15 protein-coding genes are annotated in these 16149 nt (G+C 30.7%); 2 read left to right on the forward strand and 13 right to left on the reverse strand.

The window, feature by feature from the left end:
• The 13 genes from Q0370_RS09310 to wzy form a co-directional block, all read right to left on the reverse strand.
• Window positions 1-606, reverse strand: a 606-nt coding sequence (locus Q0370_RS09310) for a hypothetical protein (RefSeq protein WP_299574996.1), incomplete at its 3' end; no start/stop codon positions are given.
• A complete protein-coding gene (locus Q0370_RS09315; RefSeq protein ID WP_299574998.1) occupies window positions 603-1304 on the reverse strand; it encodes an ABC transporter ATP-binding protein in 702 nt (233 codons plus the stop codon). The genes Q0370_RS09310 and Q0370_RS09315, both read right to left, overlap by 4 nt.
• A gap of 20 nt (window positions 1305-1324) precedes the next feature.
• A complete protein-coding gene (gene pth / locus Q0370_RS09320; protein ID WP_299575000.1) occupies window positions 1325-1891 on the reverse strand; it encodes an aminoacyl-tRNA hydrolase in 567 nt (188 codons plus the stop codon).
• A gap of 30 nt (window positions 1892-1921) precedes the next feature.
• A complete protein-coding gene (locus Q0370_RS09325; protein WP_299575003.1) occupies window positions 1922-3325 on the reverse strand; it encodes an MATE family efflux transporter in 1404 nt (467 codons plus the stop codon).
• A gap of 101 nt (window positions 3326-3426) precedes the next feature.
• Entirely contained in the window at window positions 3427-5319 is a 1893-nt protein-coding gene (mnmG, locus tag Q0370_RS09330) for a tRNA uridine-5-carboxymethylaminomethyl(34) synthesis enzyme MnmG (RefSeq protein ID WP_299575005.1), read from the reverse strand.
• 452 nt (window positions 5320-5771) lie between these two features.
• Window positions 5772-6179 carry a hypothetical protein gene (locus Q0370_RS09335; protein WP_299575007.1) on the reverse strand — a complete coding sequence of 136 codons (408 nt, stop codon included), beginning with the start codon at window positions 6177-6179 and terminating at the stop codon, window positions 5772-5774.
• On the reverse strand, window positions 6179-7381 hold the full coding sequence (locus Q0370_RS09340) for a CDP-glycerol glycerophosphotransferase family protein (protein WP_299575009.1): 1203 nt from the start codon (window positions 7379-7381) through the stop codon (window positions 6179-6181). The genes Q0370_RS09335 and Q0370_RS09340 overlap by 1 nt, the downstream gene beginning before the upstream one ends.
• A gap of 16 nt (window positions 7382-7397) precedes the next feature.
• Complete coding sequence (locus Q0370_RS09345) at window positions 7398-8231, reverse strand: glycosyltransferase family 2 protein (protein ID WP_299575012.1); 834 nt, start codon at window positions 8229-8231, stop codon at window positions 7398-7400.
• Window positions 8232-8252: 21 nt separating this feature from the next.
• Window positions 8253-9026, reverse strand: a complete 774-nt coding sequence (locus Q0370_RS09350) for an endonuclease/exonuclease/phosphatase family protein (protein WP_299575014.1) — start codon at window positions 9024-9026, stop codon at window positions 8253-8255.
• A gap of 164 nt (window positions 9027-9190) precedes the next feature.
• Window positions 9191-9958: a glycosyltransferase family 32 protein gene (locus tag Q0370_RS09355; RefSeq protein WP_299575016.1), complete on the reverse strand. Its 768-nt coding sequence runs from the start codon at window positions 9956-9958 to the stop codon at window positions 9191-9193.
• A 9-nt stretch (window positions 9959-9967) separates the two neighbouring features.
• Complete coding sequence (locus Q0370_RS09360) at window positions 9968-10441, reverse strand: GNAT family N-acetyltransferase (protein WP_299575018.1); 474 nt, start codon at window positions 10439-10441, stop codon at window positions 9968-9970.
• Window positions 10442-10462: 21 nt separating this feature from the next.
• Window positions 10463-11404: a hypothetical protein gene (locus tag Q0370_RS09365; RefSeq protein WP_299575020.1), complete on the reverse strand. Its 942-nt coding sequence runs from the start codon at window positions 11402-11404 to the stop codon at window positions 10463-10465.
• A gap of 16 nt (window positions 11405-11420) precedes the next feature.
• Window positions 11421-12815 carry an O-antigen polysaccharide polymerase Wzy gene (wzy, locus tag Q0370_RS09370; protein ID WP_299575022.1) on the reverse strand — a complete coding sequence of 465 codons (1395 nt, stop codon included), beginning with the start codon at window positions 12813-12815 and terminating at the stop codon, window positions 11421-11423.
• 587 nt (window positions 12816-13402) lie between these two features.
• Here wzy and Q0370_RS09375 point away from each other — a divergent pair.
• Window positions 13403-15400 carry a translation factor GTPase family protein gene (locus Q0370_RS09375; protein WP_299575024.1) on the forward strand — a complete coding sequence of 666 codons (1998 nt, stop codon included), beginning with the start codon at window positions 13403-13405 and terminating at the stop codon, window positions 15398-15400.
• Window positions 15401-15497: 97 nt separating this feature from the next.
• Window positions 15498-16085, forward strand: a complete 588-nt coding sequence (gene cobU / locus Q0370_RS09380; protein ID WP_299575026.1) for a bifunctional adenosylcobinamide kinase/adenosylcobinamide-phosphate guanylyltransferase — start codon at window positions 15498-15500, stop codon at window positions 16083-16085.
• Window positions 16086-16149 lie beyond the last annotated feature (64 nt).

Genomic DNA, 16149 nt, shown 5'->3' on the forward strand with positions numbered 1-16149 from the left:
TGCTCCAACTCCAGTCAATATTCTGTAAGACTTTACCATATTTGCAATACTTACACAAAGAAATAAAAATAATATTTTTTCAATTGTCATAACTAACAATGAAATAATACCGATAATTAGAGTCGTTCCTACAGAATGACGTAAAATCATCTCTATTTCACGAAAGGCTTCAGGTCGAAATATATTTGTCTTAAATACTTCTTCCAAAGGAATAATGAACCAGAAAGTAAAAAATATTATAATTCCATTTACAATAAACCAACTAATAAATGTTATTAATTTTGCTAAAATTATTTCATATGTTTCAATAGGAAGAGTGTTTGTCAAGTACCCTTCATTTCCATAAATAGAATGATAATAACGAATTATTACAATGTAATAAGTCATCAAAATTATCCCAATAATTGCAATTACATAGCCAAAATACGACATAAACTGAAAAACACCTGTAGAAATTCTTACCCTTTCATCAATTTTCTCATTTAATAAAATGAACCAAAACACTCTTATAACAATTCCCATTACTCCCATTCCAATATAAAATGGTATTATCAGCTTGCTCGCATCCATAAAATCATATTTAATTAATTTACCTAAATTTTTCAATATTTAAACACCTCCCTAAAGTATTCATCAACTGTTTTATTATGTTCATTTATTATACTTTTCACATCCTGATAAAGTAAAATTTCTCCTTTTCTTATGAAAATTGCTTCATCCAGCACCTTTTCCACATCCGCTATTAAATGTGTGGAAATAATAACTGTTGCTTCCCTGTTATAATTTTTTATAACAGTATTTAAAATATAATCCCTTGCCGCAGGATCAACTCCTGCTATTGGCTCATCCAACAGGTATAACTTGGCACGTCTGCACATAACCAGTATTAACTGAACCTTTTCCTTCGTTCCTTTTGAGAGCAACTTAAATCTTCTTGTTATATCAATTCCCAAATCTTTTAACATATTTTGTGCCCTTTCCAAGTCAAAATCATCGTAAAAGTCTGCAAATAGCTGTAAAATCGCCTTTACTGTCTTAGAATTATCCAAATAATTTTTATCGGGCAAATATGCAACAATCTTTTTAGTTTCTACTCCTGGATTTTTTCCATCTATAAAAATTTCTCCTTCGGTAGGTTTTAGAAGTCCATTTAACAGCTTTATAAAAGTTGTTTTTCCACTTCCATTTGGTCCTAATAATCCAATAATTTTACCGCTCTCTATTGATAAATTTACATTATTTAATGCGTTATCAAAATCATAAGTTTTGGATAAATTAGTGCATTTTAAAATAACATTACCCATTAAACCATTCCTTTCCATTTTTATTTAGTGTTATATTTATTCATTAACATTGAAATTCGCATATCATCTTTTATATCGTCAATCAAGTTAAATATTTTCTCTCTTGAATCTTTAACAACTTCCTTTTCCTCAGGCGAAAATTTTCCTAGTACAAATCCCAGTGTTTCTTCCTTCGTCTTTGGTTTTCCAATTCCAAATTTTATTCGCACAAATTCATTTCCAACATGGGAAATAATAGATTTTATCCCATTGTGTCCGCCTGCACTTCCATTTTGCTTAATTTTCAGCTTTCCAAACTGCATATCCATATCGTCATAAATTACAAAAAGCTCCGTTTTCGGATCAATCTTAAAAAATCTGACAGCTTCTCCAACTGCTTCTCCACTCAAATTCATAAACGTAGTTGGCTTCTGATAAAAAATCTTGTCTCCATTGTAAGTAGTCTGTACAAACAATGACTTAAACTTCTCTCTCACGTCATTTATATTATTTTCCTTCAAATATTCGTCAATAAATATAAAACCGATATTATGCCTTGTTAATTTATACTGTTCTCCAGGATTTCCAAGTCCCACTATTAATTTCATTAAATTCTTTTCTCCTTTATTTCAATCTATTTAATCATCTTCATCTTTTTTTGGAATTCTTTTCATTTCTTTTTTCAAAATAACTACCGATACAATAAATGCTACCAAGTCTGCTATTGGAAATGCAAACATAATTCCATCAACTCCCATAAAGTACGGTAAAATTATAAGTAGCGGCAATAATGATATAATCTGCCTTACAAGCGATAGGACAGCCCCTTGGAATGCCCTTCCAATTGATGTTAAGAACAATGTAATTGCACCTTGAATACCATTTAAAAATATGAAAAATAAAAATATTCTCATATATTTTGTTCCGTATTTAAAGTAAAGTTCACTTCCACTTCCAAATACAGAAATTATCTGTACAGGGAAAATTTGGAATATCGCAAATGCTACTATTGAAATAACAAAAGCAGCTTTTAATGTCAAATTTAATATTTCACGGACTCTTGTATATTTCCTTGCTCCATAGTTGTATCCTGCAATAGGCTGTGCTCCCTGTGTCAGTCCCAATACAATCGCTATAAATATAACATTTATTTTCATAACAATTCCAGCAACAGCAATCGGAATTTCACTTCCATAAATGGATTTTGCCCCGTATATCTTTAGTAGATTATTTGTTACAATTTGAATAATTAAGGCAGAACATTGAAAAATAAAAGGCGATGTTCCCAATGCAAATAAAATCCCTATTTCCCGTATTCTTATCTTAAAATCCCTTAACTCAAATTTCACGCTTTTAAATCTGAAAAAATACAAAGCTAACATAACTGCTGATACAAACTGCCCAATTACAGTTGCCCAAGCCGCACCATCCATTCCCATATCAAATCCAAACATAAATAACGGATCTAGTATAGTATTTACAAGCGATCCAATAACTATCGCAAGCATCGAATAAAAGGCATTTCCATCAGCTCTTACCAAAGGATTTGCCCCTATTGAGAATAATAAAAATGGTATTCCTAAAGATGTAATTCGAGTATATTCAATCGCATAGTCAAAAATCTGATTTGTCGCACCGAATGCTGTTAACATAGGCTTTAAAAAGATATTAATCAATATGCATAATATAATTCCGCCTAAAAGAAGCATTGTTACTGCCGTTCCTGCTACACTTTTGGCTCTTTTTGGACGTTTTCTACCTAATTCCAGATTAAAGTTCGTCGCAGCCCCAACTCCCGTCATAAGCCCAATCGCAAGACAAATTGTCGTAAGCGGAAAAGCCACATTCGTAGCCGCATTTCCCAAAAATCCAATTTTCTGCCCAATAAAAATCTGGTCTACAATATTATAAAGTGCATTTACAAGATTGGCAATAATTGCTGGCACTGCAAGTGAAACTAACAATTTTGGAATTGATTCTGTGCCAAATCTAATTTTTTTGTTATCTGCTAAGCTGTTTTTTTCTTTTGTTGTTTTTTCCATTCTTTTTCCTTCCTAAATTTTCAAATATCACAATAAAATTAATCAGAACTGAATTTAAGAATAAAACTCTTCTGTTCAAATTTTAGTACAAACTAATTTTATTAATCCTTCAAAATCGCAATCAAAAGAGAAATATCATTATAAGTAACTCCACTAATTCTGCTAGCCTGTCCAATTGTTTCAGGCTGTCCATACATAAGTCCAGAAATAGCAATATTGCTAAGCCCTTTTACGCTTTCATAGTCAAACCCTTTTGGAATTACCATTTTTTCCAGTTTTTTAAATTTCTCAATCTGTGCCTTTTCTCTTTCGATAAACACATTGTATTTCGCATTTATTTCTACTTGTTCCTTCGCTAAATCCGATAATTCCACAGTTTCTACAAATTCACTTAAATTATCATAATTTATTTCTTTTCTTGCAAGAAATTCAAAAGCTGAAACAGGGCTGTTCATGCTATTTTTACTATTTTTCTCAATTTCCTTACTTTCAGATTGATTTTGTTTTTCTACAATTTCAAGTAATTTTTCATTATTTTCCTTAGTTGGATAAACTGTAATGCTCTTCAGTCTTTCGATTTCGTTTTCAATTTCCTGACACGTATTTTCAAGTTCTGTTAATTTTTCAGTATTTAATAACCCAATTTCCTTCGCTTTTTCCAAAAGTCTTATAAAAATGTTGTCTTGACGCAAAGTCAGTCTGTATTCAGCTCTTGAAGGCAATACACGATAAGGCTCTGGTGTTTTTTTATTTATTATATCATCAATCAAAACCCCAATATATCCTTCACTTCTGTCAATCACAATTTCCTTTTTCCCTAAAATTTTTCTCGCAGCATTCACTCCCGCTATAAATCCTTGGCAGGCAGCTTCTTCATATCCACTCGTTCCATTAATAGTTCCCGCTGTGTAAAGTCCATCCAGAACTTTTGTTTCAAGAGTTAATTTTAACTGATACGCAGGTACAAAGTTATATTCCACCGCATATCCATAACGCACAATTTTGGCATTTTCTAGCCCGCTGATTGTTTTTAACATCGCTTCCTGTGCAAATGGCGGCATTGCTGTTGTAAATCCGTTTATATAGATTTCATCTGATTCTATAGATTCCTGCTCCAGAAATATCTGATGATTTGTTTTTTCTGGAAAGTTCATAATCTTTCTATCAAGTGAAGGACAATGTCGTGGCCCCTTCGTACTTACAATTCCAGTAACAATAGGTGAATATTTAAGCATTTCCTGTCCCACTCTTATTGTTTCAGGTGTTGTGAATGTAAGCCAAGTTGGTAAAGTTGAATTATATTCTTTTTTTGTTTCATAAGAAAAATATCGTGGCTTATCTTCTCCCTTTAATTCTTCCATTTTAGAAAAATCAATTGAAGATTTGGCAATTCTCGGAGGAGTGGCTGTCTGGTATCTATCCAGCTCAAAGCCATATTCCACTAGTCTATCAGGCAAATCTACACTTGCAGGCTCTCCTTGCCGCCCTGACGAATATTTTACATCCCCCATAACATATTCTCCGCCTAAAAACGTTCCTGTACATAAAACAACAGCCTTTGCCCCATATTTTATCCCAAGATTATCTTCAACTCCCATAACCTTTTTATTTTCCACAATCAAATCTACAACAATTCCCTGCACCAAATCGAGATTTTCCTGCTTTTCGATAATTTCCCTCATTTTAACCCTATACCAGTATTTATCAGCTTGAGCCCTTGTAATCCGTGAAGCCAGCCCCTTCGTATGATTCAAGTTCTTTAACTGCAAGTTATAATTGTCAATATGTCTTGCCATTTCCCCGCCAAGCATCCCAAGTTCCGATACCAGATGGCTTTTTCCAGGACCCCCAACTGACGGATTACACGACATCATCGCAATATTGTCAAGATATATTGTAAATAACGCTGTTTTCAGTCCATGTCTTGCCGTAGCAAGTGCAGCTTCCACCCCAGCATGCCCCGCTCCAACAACAATTATGTCATAATTTTTCATTTTTTAAATGTTCCTTTCAACTTATTATTTTTTTTACTATTCTTAATTTGATAACCTTATCAAAAAATTTAATTTTAACTCTAAATATTTATCTTAATAATTGTATTTAAAATTGACAAAGATTATTTTTTATTAATATTTATTTTTTTATTTATCTCAATACTTTTATTTTTTCTAAACGTAAAGGGGATCAGTCGCCATCCCCTTTTATTTCGCAATATTAGTTATTTCAATTTCTTCAAATTATAATATCTGAAAATTTTGGCGAAAGTGCTACGCACTAATCCCCGCTCGTCTAAGCATTTTTTGAAAACAAAATCGAAACTCGCTACGTAAAACTTCGCTCAAACAATCGATTTCATTTCCAAAAAATCACGACAAACTTAGTTCAATTATAATAGACAATTTGATTAAAAATTTTCTTAAACCAATTTAAACTCAATTCTCCAATTTTATATTTTTTCCCATATTCTATCTTTTTTTCTATATTTTAATTTAACAAGATCACTATTTATAACTTCAAATCCATTTGACTCTATTTCTACTATTGCTTCATCAATATCTACAAATTTAATTTTTATCAGAAACGAACCTTGAACCTGAAAATCTTTTTTCGGTATTTTTTTTATCTTTTTATTCTTTATTTCTTTTTCAAAGTACTTTTTTAAATTTTCCACAATTAAGAATTCATCATTTTCTAGTTCTTTGTCTGTAATTTTCACATTTTCTGCTTTTTCAGTTTTTACTGTTAAACCAAAAGCATTGTTATTAATAAAAAAAACTTCTGATGAGTAACTTATTATATAAAACAATAAGAAAAATACAAATATTTTCCATTTAATTTTATTTTTTGAATACATTATTCTTTCTTCTCCAAATATTTCAAAATTATTTTATAAACTCTCTCACAATTCTCTTTATCCACATACTTCAAAAACTTTTCTCTCAACTTATCAGACTTTTGCTTCATTTCCTTATCATAATGAAAATTATTTTCGGAGATTTCGATGATTTCTTCAACGCATTTTTCTACAGTTTTGGCTTGTTTTCCAAACAAGTCTTTGTCTAAGTCTACATAAGAGCCGACTTTTTCTTCGTATTCACGTTTATCGAACTGGAAGAAGATAATTGGCTTGTTTAGATAGTAAAAATCGTAGGCTACGCTTGAATAATCTGTTATTAATAATTTTGATTTTTGCAGTTCTTCAGTTATGTTTACTTCTTTTGGGAGTATTTTTATATTTTTTCCAAGTTTTATATTTCCAAAGTTTTTTAGATAATCTTGCATTAATTGATGAATATAAATGTTTAATTTAATATCATTTTTTTCCAGATAGTTATTTAATTTCTTGTCTGTAATTAAATTTGCAATATTTTGAAAATATTTTGTATCTTCAAATTTTTGGTTTTCTGAGTTTTCTGACTTTAGCCAGTTTCTCCATGTTGGCATGAAAAATATTTGTTTTTCCGTAATTTTTAGATTGTATAATTTATCATATCTTGGGTAGCCTGTTATAACTGCTGTTTCCTTTGGCACTTCCCACCAAGTTTCTGTTTTTACTTTTTTTTCAAATTCTGAATCACAGATATTTAAATCATAAGATTTTACAAGTGCTTCTGCTACTTTTGCTGTTTTTGGATTCATTGCCTGTCGGACTTTAAAGCCTACTGTTCCATGATTCAGGAATACTTTGAATACTTTTTTATGAAATTTATTTATTAATGGCACTACAAACAGGTATGGGACAATGTCCGCAGAAATTGAGTGGGAAAATAATGCAACTTTTGCATTCATAAAATACAGATAGCTTTTTACACTTCCTTTTATCAATTTTTCTCCTGGAATTTTTTTTGCAATCTTGGCATTTCTATTTATTACCCAGTACACTTCCTCCTGCTGTCTTGACCGTAAATACTCGTACATCGCACGTCCATTATCCACAAAAAGTTCTCCTGCATTTCCGCCCACAAGCCAAATATTTCTATTTTTGAATTTTCCTTTGTTAAATGGATAAATGAGATAAGCTATTATCATATTTATCAAGCATTTTACCTTATCCATATTTTTCTCCTAATTTTTAAATTTTATATTTTGTATATCCAATTTTTCTACCCTTCATCACAACTCTATGATAGGCCCTGTTTCTTGTAACAATCATTCCAGCAAAACTTCTAAATTGCCGTTTCCAGTATTTCAGAATATAAAATCTGTTTTTTCTGCCCTTTACTTCCTTTTTTACCAATGCTCCAAATCCCAATGCATATCTATAAGCACGTTCCAGATCGTTATAGTTTCCCTTTTTTGCTGGATGATAAATTATATCGTTTGCAAAGTATCTTCCCTTATAGCCTTTGTGAAGCAATGTCAGCACATAGTCTGTTTCCTCCCCACTTCCAAAAGTTGCACCAACGCCTAGATTTTCATCAAACAAGACAATATCATCCTTACCATAATTTACAAAAAAAGTTATGGATTTCACAGTCGTATCCACATTATCCTTCGTTATTTCCATGTCCTTTTTCTCCATAACACCTGTTCCATAGTCTTTTCCTCGTTCAAGTGTACGACACGAATAAATCTGATAATTTTTCTTTCTTTCAAAAAATTCTGCAACTTTTTCAAGTGTATCAGGCCGATATTCACAATCATCATCAGGAAATCCGACAACTTCACCTTTCATCAAGATAAGTCCTCTATTTCTGTTCAAGCTTAGCCCTTTTTCATCACTTCTTACATATTTTATCTTAAATTCCTCTTCATAATCTTTCACAATTTCAAAAACTTCATTTCCTTCATTCTGATCCACCACAATCAGCTCAAAATCCTTATAAGTCTGTGCCTTTAGGCTTTTTAGGAACAAATCAAGTTCAGTTGTAACATTAATTGTCGGCATTACAAGGGAAATTTTCATACTCTATGTCTCCTTTTTCTTTTATTTTATATCTAAAATTGTCATATATGGAAGATGATCTGACAATTTTGTCCAGTCCTGCGTTGCATCATTAATAAAATAGCTTGATTTTACCTTCCATTTTTTTGACTGGCTTCCAAAAATATAGTCAATACGTGGATCTGAAAGCGTTCTTACACCACCAACATTAGATTCCATGTAAGTGTCTCTCCAGCCTTTTGTTATTTCTCCATAATATTTTGTCGTTGGTAAAAAATTAAAATCTCCACTCAAAAATTTTATATCATCTTTACCAAAAAATTTTGTAAGCAAGTCCAGCGACTCCATTTCTTCAGGCTTTATTTGTTGCTTAAAGTCCAAATGCGTATTCATTACCAGCACCTTTTTCCCAAAAGTCTTTTTAGAAAGTTCAGCAACTATAAGCTGTCTTTTTTCTACTCCTTCCGACGGCAATTCATAGGTATATATCTTCTCAAGCGGATATTTTGAAATAAATGAAATTCCATATTCTCCACCATCATAATCTCTTGATTTCTTAAAGAAATAATAGTCATAACCAAGAACTTTCGCAATATCAGAAGTTATATCACGAAAATTACTTCTTTTCGTAAACTTGTCAACTTCCTGAAGTGACACAAAATCAGGCTCATACGGCTTAATGCTTTCACCTAGTTTCTGACCATTCGTAAGTCTTCCTCCATAAATATTATATGTCATTATTTTAAATTCTTTCGCCCAGCTAACAGTTGCCCCGCAAATCATAAGCGACAACAATAATTTTTTTAAATTACTCATTTTTCCAATATTTCTCCTAATCTTTCTTTATTTTCTCAAAATAACAGTTTCTCTAATAAAAATTCATCTGTTATTCCAAATTTTTCATTCAATTATATCACTTTTTTTAGTATCTACCAAACCTTTTTATTTTTACTTTTTTATTTCTATCTAAATAATCCTTATTATCTCTTTTCCTTCAAATAAAACCTCGCAATTATTCTTATCTTTTTAATCATTTTTTTTACTCCTGACAAATGCTTCGCTTCCAAAAACAATCTAGCCTTCAAACTGCTCCAGCTGTCATTCCACCAATGAATTCCGTATGTTTCAGGTTTTATACAATCATCAGAATAAACTTCCTTAAATCCATAAGGATAAAAATATTCTTTCGGAAAAATAACTATTTCCCCATTTTTCAAAGCATTTTCCCTTTTCTCGCTCAAATTATATTTTTTCTCAAAAGTATATGTAAAAATCTTAGGAATTGTCCAAATTGGCTTTTTCCAAATGTCATTTTCATAAAAATCTTTAATGTCCTTTAACACCTCATTATGTTTCGTTGTCCCAAAAATCCCAACACTTATATGTTTTTCATCTTCATAGCCAATAAAAAAATTCATCTTCCCATTTTTAGAAAATTCATCTTTTCCTTCCAAAATCGGTGTCAAATCTTTAATTATTTCCATATCCGTATCCACATAAATTCCAGAATTTTCATACATAAAATGCACTCTCATATAATCCGAAACATACGCCCAAAGCCTTCTTTCGTAACATTCACGAAAAAATCTATTTTTTGCAAGATGTTTTTCCATATCAAAATTTTTCTCATTTATCTCTATTATTTCGAAATCAGGCAGATTTTTCTTCCACGATTCCAGACATTTATAAAAAATATCTGGCTTTTTGGCATTTCCAATCCAGACATAATATATTTTTTTTTCTATCATTATTTTCTCCTATTTTTCACCTTTTTTCATAATCATCATATACTTTTTCATCGGATTTTCAGTAACATTCACAACTTCAAATCCAACTTTCTCATACAATTTCTTTGCCCCCGCATTATAATCGAACACATTTAACGTAATCGAATTCACGTCCTCATCTTGAAAAATTAAATTTATAAACTCTATCAAAGCTCTTTTTCCAAGCCCCTTTCCAGTAAGCTCAGGATTAATCAAAAATCTTCCAATATGGATATTATCGTGTTCCTTCCTTATTTTCTGAATAATCCCCACAAACTCATTCTCACAAAAAATCGAATAAATATCTTTCAAATCATCAATCTGACTTTCTGTAAGTGGAAAATCAAGACTTTTTCCAGCCCATTGCTCAAGAAAGCCCTTTCCCTTTTCATTAGTACATTTGACTATATCACTTTTATTATTGTCATTTATTCCGTCTATTATTTTTATATTTTCTACTTTCATCAACGTTAAACTCCTATTTTTCTATGCCAACTCATACTCAATCTCATTTTTAATACAAAATTTCACTATTTCTTCATAAAGACTTTCATAATTTTCATAAATCATATCTTTTCTGAAATTTTTAAATTCAGAATTTGGACAAGCTCCCAACATGAATATTCTTTTTCCAAATTTTCCTGTTATTTTTAATCTTCTGGTTTTAAAAAGCGTTGTTAAAGTAACTATGTCTGAATTAGTAACTTTAATTTCTTTTATATCAGATTTGTTGTATTCTACATTATCAATAATAATAACATCTTTAGTAATTTTTATAGTTCTAGGTGTAAATTTATTTAATTTTACTAGAGAAAATACATTTAAACTAACAATTACCAAACAAGCAATTAAAAAGAATGCTCTATTATTTATATTAGCTGCTGCCAATATTAACAATAAAAATGTAACGATTGTATCGACAATGAAATTTCCAAATTTTTCTTTAATTAATCTTTCCCTAGGAATTGTAAATAATCTGTTTTTTATTACTTTGTTATTTTTTTTATATTGAATTTCATATATTGCTTTCTCAAGTTCTATACTAGCTTTAAGTCCAAGGGAATAAATAGGGATTTCAAATTTATTTATCGACATATACTTACATTTGTACCTGCTTCTATAAGCTCTTTTTTCTTTATAGTACGTTTTGATATTGCTTCCAGTTATCTTTGCACGATGGCATTCTCTTCCATCTTCATAATAAACTAAAATATCTTTTAAAATTACTACTTTCCGATTAAACTCAAAATTTATCTTTAACAAAACTACTACACCAACCAATAATATTATCAAAAAAAGCTGGTTAAATATCTCACTTCCTTTAAATAAAAAAACTATTAATCCTATCAAAAAAATTGCTATTCCAAGCTTTATCAATTTTTCACTCCACAGCATTTTAAACTCTTGAATTTTCTCATTCAATCCCATTCAACTCCCTAAAAAATCAAATTAATTCCTTCTTTTCCGCAATTTTCCTATACATGTAGTCAAAACTGAAAATTATCACATAAACTGCTATTAGCATTGCCATATTTTTTATTAGACCTTCCCCAAAGAATGAGCCTCTTGGGATATAAAATAAATTTGGTATGAAGTAATAGCTTGTTAATAATAAAAATCTATTTTTTACAACATATTTTTCGTATTTTATAATAAAAATTCCAAGCAGAATTGAGATTATAATTAACCAGAAGTAGCCTAAATCATACATTTCTGCAATATAGTTTGAGCCGATTCCTTCCCCTTTTAAATAAGCACCTGAATTTAGGTAATATGTTAATTTATCCGCAATGGAGTTGGTTGTGGCAAGCGTTTCCAGCGACTGTGGCTTGAAGCCGAATATTCCCTGCAAGATGTAGGGGTAGCTTCCGTTTCCTACAATGCTGTGCTTAAAATTGATTGTGTAGCCAAGCACAAGATAACTTACTCCTTGAGAAAATAAAAAATTAAAAATTGTGTTTACCAAATCCAGACTGAATATTTTTTTACTTCGCACAGACACCAGAATTTGTGAAAAAATCACGGTAAATCCTACTAATTTTACCATTGTCTTAGCTTTTATCCTGATTCCATAGACTTTTGCGTAATACCACATTATAAAAAGAAGCTGTGTCAAAAATATTGCTCTTGCCCCCTTGAATGAATCCAGCAGTTTTACCATAAGATAAAGTGAAGAAATTGTCAAAAATTTTCTTTTAGATGGAATTGAAATTAAAAATATCAAAAATCCAATTGTCATTACTGTACCAGAGCCTTTTGTAAATGCAGGATAATCAACCCCCTTTAAAATTCCAGTATAATAAGCCTCGTATCCAGCCCGCAAAATAACCCTTAGCTGAATAAACATCTTGTAGGCTAAAGCAGGCAAAGAAATTATAAACAGAGCCATTCCGACATTCGTAAACAGCCTTCTGCTTTCAAGCGTAACACTGCTTCTAATTTCATTAATCTTCTCGTTTGAAATCGCAATAAAAAATCCTAGATGCGTAAATAGTAATACTAGCAGAAAAACATTTATTATCTCATTTCTCACATCATAAAAAAAATAAAAATTAGCAAACTTCGTAGCCCATCCAAACTCCCTATAATTCACAATATCCAGAAATATCCTTGTAAAATTAAACAAAAACAGCGTATACAAAAAAATCATATACGAATTTAGCCACTCCAAATAAATTTTCGCCGTAAAAAACGTATAAATATAAACACCCATAAGCAGACATTCCAAAAATTTCATCTCCAGCGCCTCATTTTGAAAAGTAACTACATTTTTCAAAAACAGCACAAACGCAATAAAAAATATATGAAATATCAAAAACCCAATTTTATCTTTTTTCATCAATTTACCTCTATTTTTCAAAATTTTTTCTTATATTATTTTCTTCTAAAATTTTATCATATCGGTATTAAAACTTCAATCAGAAATGTTGTGTCATTATTTAATTTTTTACTTAAAAAATTGATTTATCTTCTCTAAATAATTCAAATAAACAGAAAAACTTAAACAAATCCTATTTTACTGAAAACTTAAAATCTCAAAAATTCTATAGCAAATATCTTTCTAATTTACTAAATCAGCAGAACTTTTATTTGTTCGACTACGATTTTCTGACAAGTAAAAAGAAAAGTCTTGGAGTTGGAAATAAAATCCGAAATTTGGTAACAGGCATTATATAGCTAATTTTAATTACTGGGATAAATATTTACTGTAAGATAAATATTTAAAATCCCACAAAAAAAGAAAAAGTGTAATAAAAATAGTAAAAGCTACCACTAAACAAAACAGTCTGATGCTAAATCCAATTATATAATGCAAATACATTTTAAATATAAAGAAAATTAACTTGATTTTTTCTAATTTCAAGTTAAAATTTAATATAGGATAGAATTTGTTAAAAATGGAAATATATATAGGGAGGAAATGTTATGAGAATATATGATAGCAGTAACATTAGAAACATTGGTATTTTGGGACATAGCGGTTCTGGAAAAAGTAATATGGTGGAAGGTCTGGAATTTACAGCAGGGCTTGCCAGTCGTATTACAGGTAATGAAAATGATACTAAGATTACAAGTTCTCTCAGCCTTCATGCCATAGAATATCAGGGGACAAAATATAATTTTGTAGATATTCCAGGCTATAGTGATTTTTTTGGGGAAGTTGAATCTGGACTTGCGGCAGTTGATGGAGCTATTATTATTGTTGATGGGACTACTGATTTGACAGTTGGGACTGAAACGGCTCTGGAACTTACAGACAGCAGAAATATTCCACGATTTATCTTTGTAAACAAAATTGACAATGAAAAGGCAGACTATGAAAAGATCCTTTCACAATTAAGAGAAAAATATGGAAAACGAATTGCTCCATTTCATGTGGCTTGGGGAAAAGGAGATGGATTTAGAGGTCATATTAATGTAGTTGATATGTTTGCAAGAGAGTTTGATAAAGGAAAAAATGAGTGCAAGACTGTAGATATGCCATCTGATATGGACAACCAGATTAATCCCATTCGTGAAATGCTGTTAGAAGCTGTTGCAGAAACAGATGAGGAACTAATGGATAAATATTTTAATGGAATTGAATTTACAACATCTGAAATTCATCGGGGACTTAGACAGGGAGTGCTCGACTGTTCAGTAATTCCTGTTATTTGTGGTTCAACTTTAAAAAATATCGGACTTCATACAGCTTTTGATATTATAAAGTACTTTTTGCCATCGCCTTCTGATAACCAAAAGATACAGCCTGAAAAAAATGAGTTCGTTTGCCAGATTTTCAAGACAACTATAGATTCTTTCCTTGGAAAAGTTTCTTATGCCAAAATTTATTCTGGCGAAATCAAGCAAGATAGCGATGTTTTTAACATTAATAAAAAAATGAAAGAAAAAATTGGGAAAATAAATACATTTGTAACAAATAAAATGGAAGAAATTCAAAAAGGAATTGCAGGAGATATTGTCGTATTCTCAAAATTTAACAGCACAGGTACTTCTGATACATTATCAGCAAGTGAGAAAGAAACTTCATTAAAGGATATAACTTTTCCAAAACCGCAGTTATTTGTGGCAATAGAGCCTCTAAATAAAAATGATGATGAAAAAATGTCATTAGGACTCAATCGTCTAATGGAAGAAGATCCAGCATTCAGATGGCACAGAAATCTTGAAACAAACCAGACAATTCTCGGAGTACAAGGAGAGCTGCATTGTGCCACAGTTATCGAAAAATTAAAAGCAAAATTCGGAATAACAATAAAAACTGTAGAATTAAAAGTTCCATACAGGGAAACAATTAAAGGTACTTCTGATGTTCAGGGAAAACATAAGAAACAGTCTGGAGGACATGGACAATACGGAGATGTATTAATTAAATTTTCACATATCGACGATGAAGATTTTGTCTTTGAAGAAACAATCACAGGAGGAAGCGTTCCAAAATCATATATTCCAGCGGTAGAAAAAGGATTAAGGGAATCTCTTAAGGAAGGGGTGCTGGCAGGTTATCCTGTAACTAACATAAAAGCAGTTTTATACGACGGATCATATCACGATGTTGATTCCTCTGAACTAGCCTTCAAAATTGCAGCAAACTTGGCTTTCAAGAAAGGAATGCTTGAGGCAAAACCTATATTGCTTGAACCAATTATGGAGCTTACAATCATCGTTCCAGAAGAATACATTGGAGATATAATAGGAGATATTAACAAAAAACGTGGAAAAGTAATGGGAATGGAAGCTCACAAAGGAACAAAACAAAAAATTACTGCCGAAGCTCCAATGTCTGAAACTTTCAAATATGCCAACGAATTAAAGGCAATCACGCAGGGACGTGGATACTTTGAAATGAAACTCATAAGATACGAAGAATTAATGGGAGATTTGGCACAAAAAGTAATTGAAAGCAGAAAAAATAGAAACTAACTAAAATTTTTTCAGAAAAAGAGAGAAATTAAACAATATATTTTTCTCTTTTTTTGAATATCAAACTACTAAATTATCAATACGAAAAGGAGAAAAAATGGGATTAATTTTTGTTACTGGCGGAGCAAAAAGCGGAAAAAGCAAGTTCGCAGAAGAAATGCTGCTAAAATTAAATAATGGAAAACAAAAAAATGTATATTTAGCAACTTCAATTGTCTTTGATGAGGAAATGAAGGAAAAGGTGAGACTACACAAAGAAAGACGTGAAAACAATTGGGTTACCGTCGAAACTTACAAAAATTTTGAAGTTTCATTAAATGATTTTTTTAAAAATAATAATAAAATACAGCACAACATGCTTGTAGACTGCCTTACAAATATGGTTACTAATATAATTTTTGAAGAAAGAGATATTGACTGGGATAATTTTGATAAAAATTTATATGTTCAAATTGTGGAAAAATTAAATAAAAATGTCGAAAATTCAGTAAATGAACTTCTTAAAGTCAGTCAAAATTTTGAAAATGTAATAATTGTATCAAATGAACTGGGAATGGGGCTTGTTCCAAGTTATCCTCTTGGAAGGTATTTTCGTGAAATTGCTGGAAAAATGAATCAGGTTGTTGCAGAAAAGGCAGATGAAGTATATTTTGTAGTTTCTGGAATTCCAATGAAAATAAAATAAATAATAATCACTTGTTCGATAACTATACAAACTTAGAATTTAATAAAATAAAAGACTTGTTCCA

The sequence above is a fragment of the uncultured Leptotrichia sp. genome (genome assembly GCF_938036635.1).
GTDB lineage: Bacteria > Fusobacteriota > Fusobacteriia > Fusobacteriales > Leptotrichiaceae > Leptotrichia > Leptotrichia hongkongensis.

Coding starts and splice junctions, on each gene's coding strand:
- Q0370_RS09350 (WP_299575014.1), bottom strand. CDS start 9,026: ATGAGTAATTTAAAAAAATTATTGTTGTCGCTTATGATTTGCGGGGCA.
- Q0370_RS09315 (WP_299574998.1), bottom strand. CDS start 1,304: ATGGGTAATGTTATTTTAAAATGCACTAATTTATCCAAAACTTATGAT.
- Q0370_RS09365 (WP_299575020.1), bottom strand. CDS start 11,404: ATGGGATTGAATGAGAAAATTCAAGAGTTTAAAATGCTGTGGAGTGAA.
- cobU (WP_299575026.1), top strand. CDS start 15,498: ATGGGATTAATTTTTGTTACTGGCGGAGCAAAAAGCGGAAAAAGCAAG.
- Q0370_RS09360 (WP_299575018.1), bottom strand. CDS start 10,441: ATGAAAGTAGAAAATATAAAAATAATAGACGGAATAAATGACAATAAT.
- Q0370_RS09355 (WP_299575016.1), bottom strand. CDS start 9,958: ATGATAGAAAAAAAAATATATTATGTCTGGATTGGAAATGCCAAAAAG.
- Q0370_RS09375 (WP_299575024.1), top strand. CDS start 13,403: ATGAGAATATATGATAGCAGTAACATTAGAAACATTGGTATTTTGGGA.
- Q0370_RS09345 (WP_299575012.1), bottom strand. CDS start 8,231: ATGAAAATTTCCCTTGTAATGCCGACAATTAATGTTACAACTGAACTT.
- wzy (WP_299575022.1), bottom strand. CDS start 12,815: ATGAAAAAAGATAAAATTGGGTTTTTGATATTTCATATATTTTTTATT.
- Q0370_RS09335 (WP_299575007.1), bottom strand. CDS start 6,179: ATGTATTCAAAAAATAAAATTAAATGGAAAATATTTGTATTTTTCTTA.
- pth (WP_299575000.1), bottom strand. CDS start 1,891: ATGAAATTAATAGTGGGACTTGGAAATCCTGGAGAACAGTATAAATTA.
- Q0370_RS09340 (WP_299575009.1), bottom strand. CDS start 7,381: ATGGATAAGGTAAAATGCTTGATAAATATGATAATAGCTTATCTCATT.
- Q0370_RS09325 (WP_299575003.1), bottom strand. CDS start 3,325: ATGGAAAAAACAACAAAAGAAAAAAACAGCTTAGCAGATAACAAAAAA.
- mnmG (WP_299575005.1), bottom strand. CDS start 5,319: ATGAAAAATTATGACATAATTGTTGTTGGAGCGGGGCATGCTGGGGTG.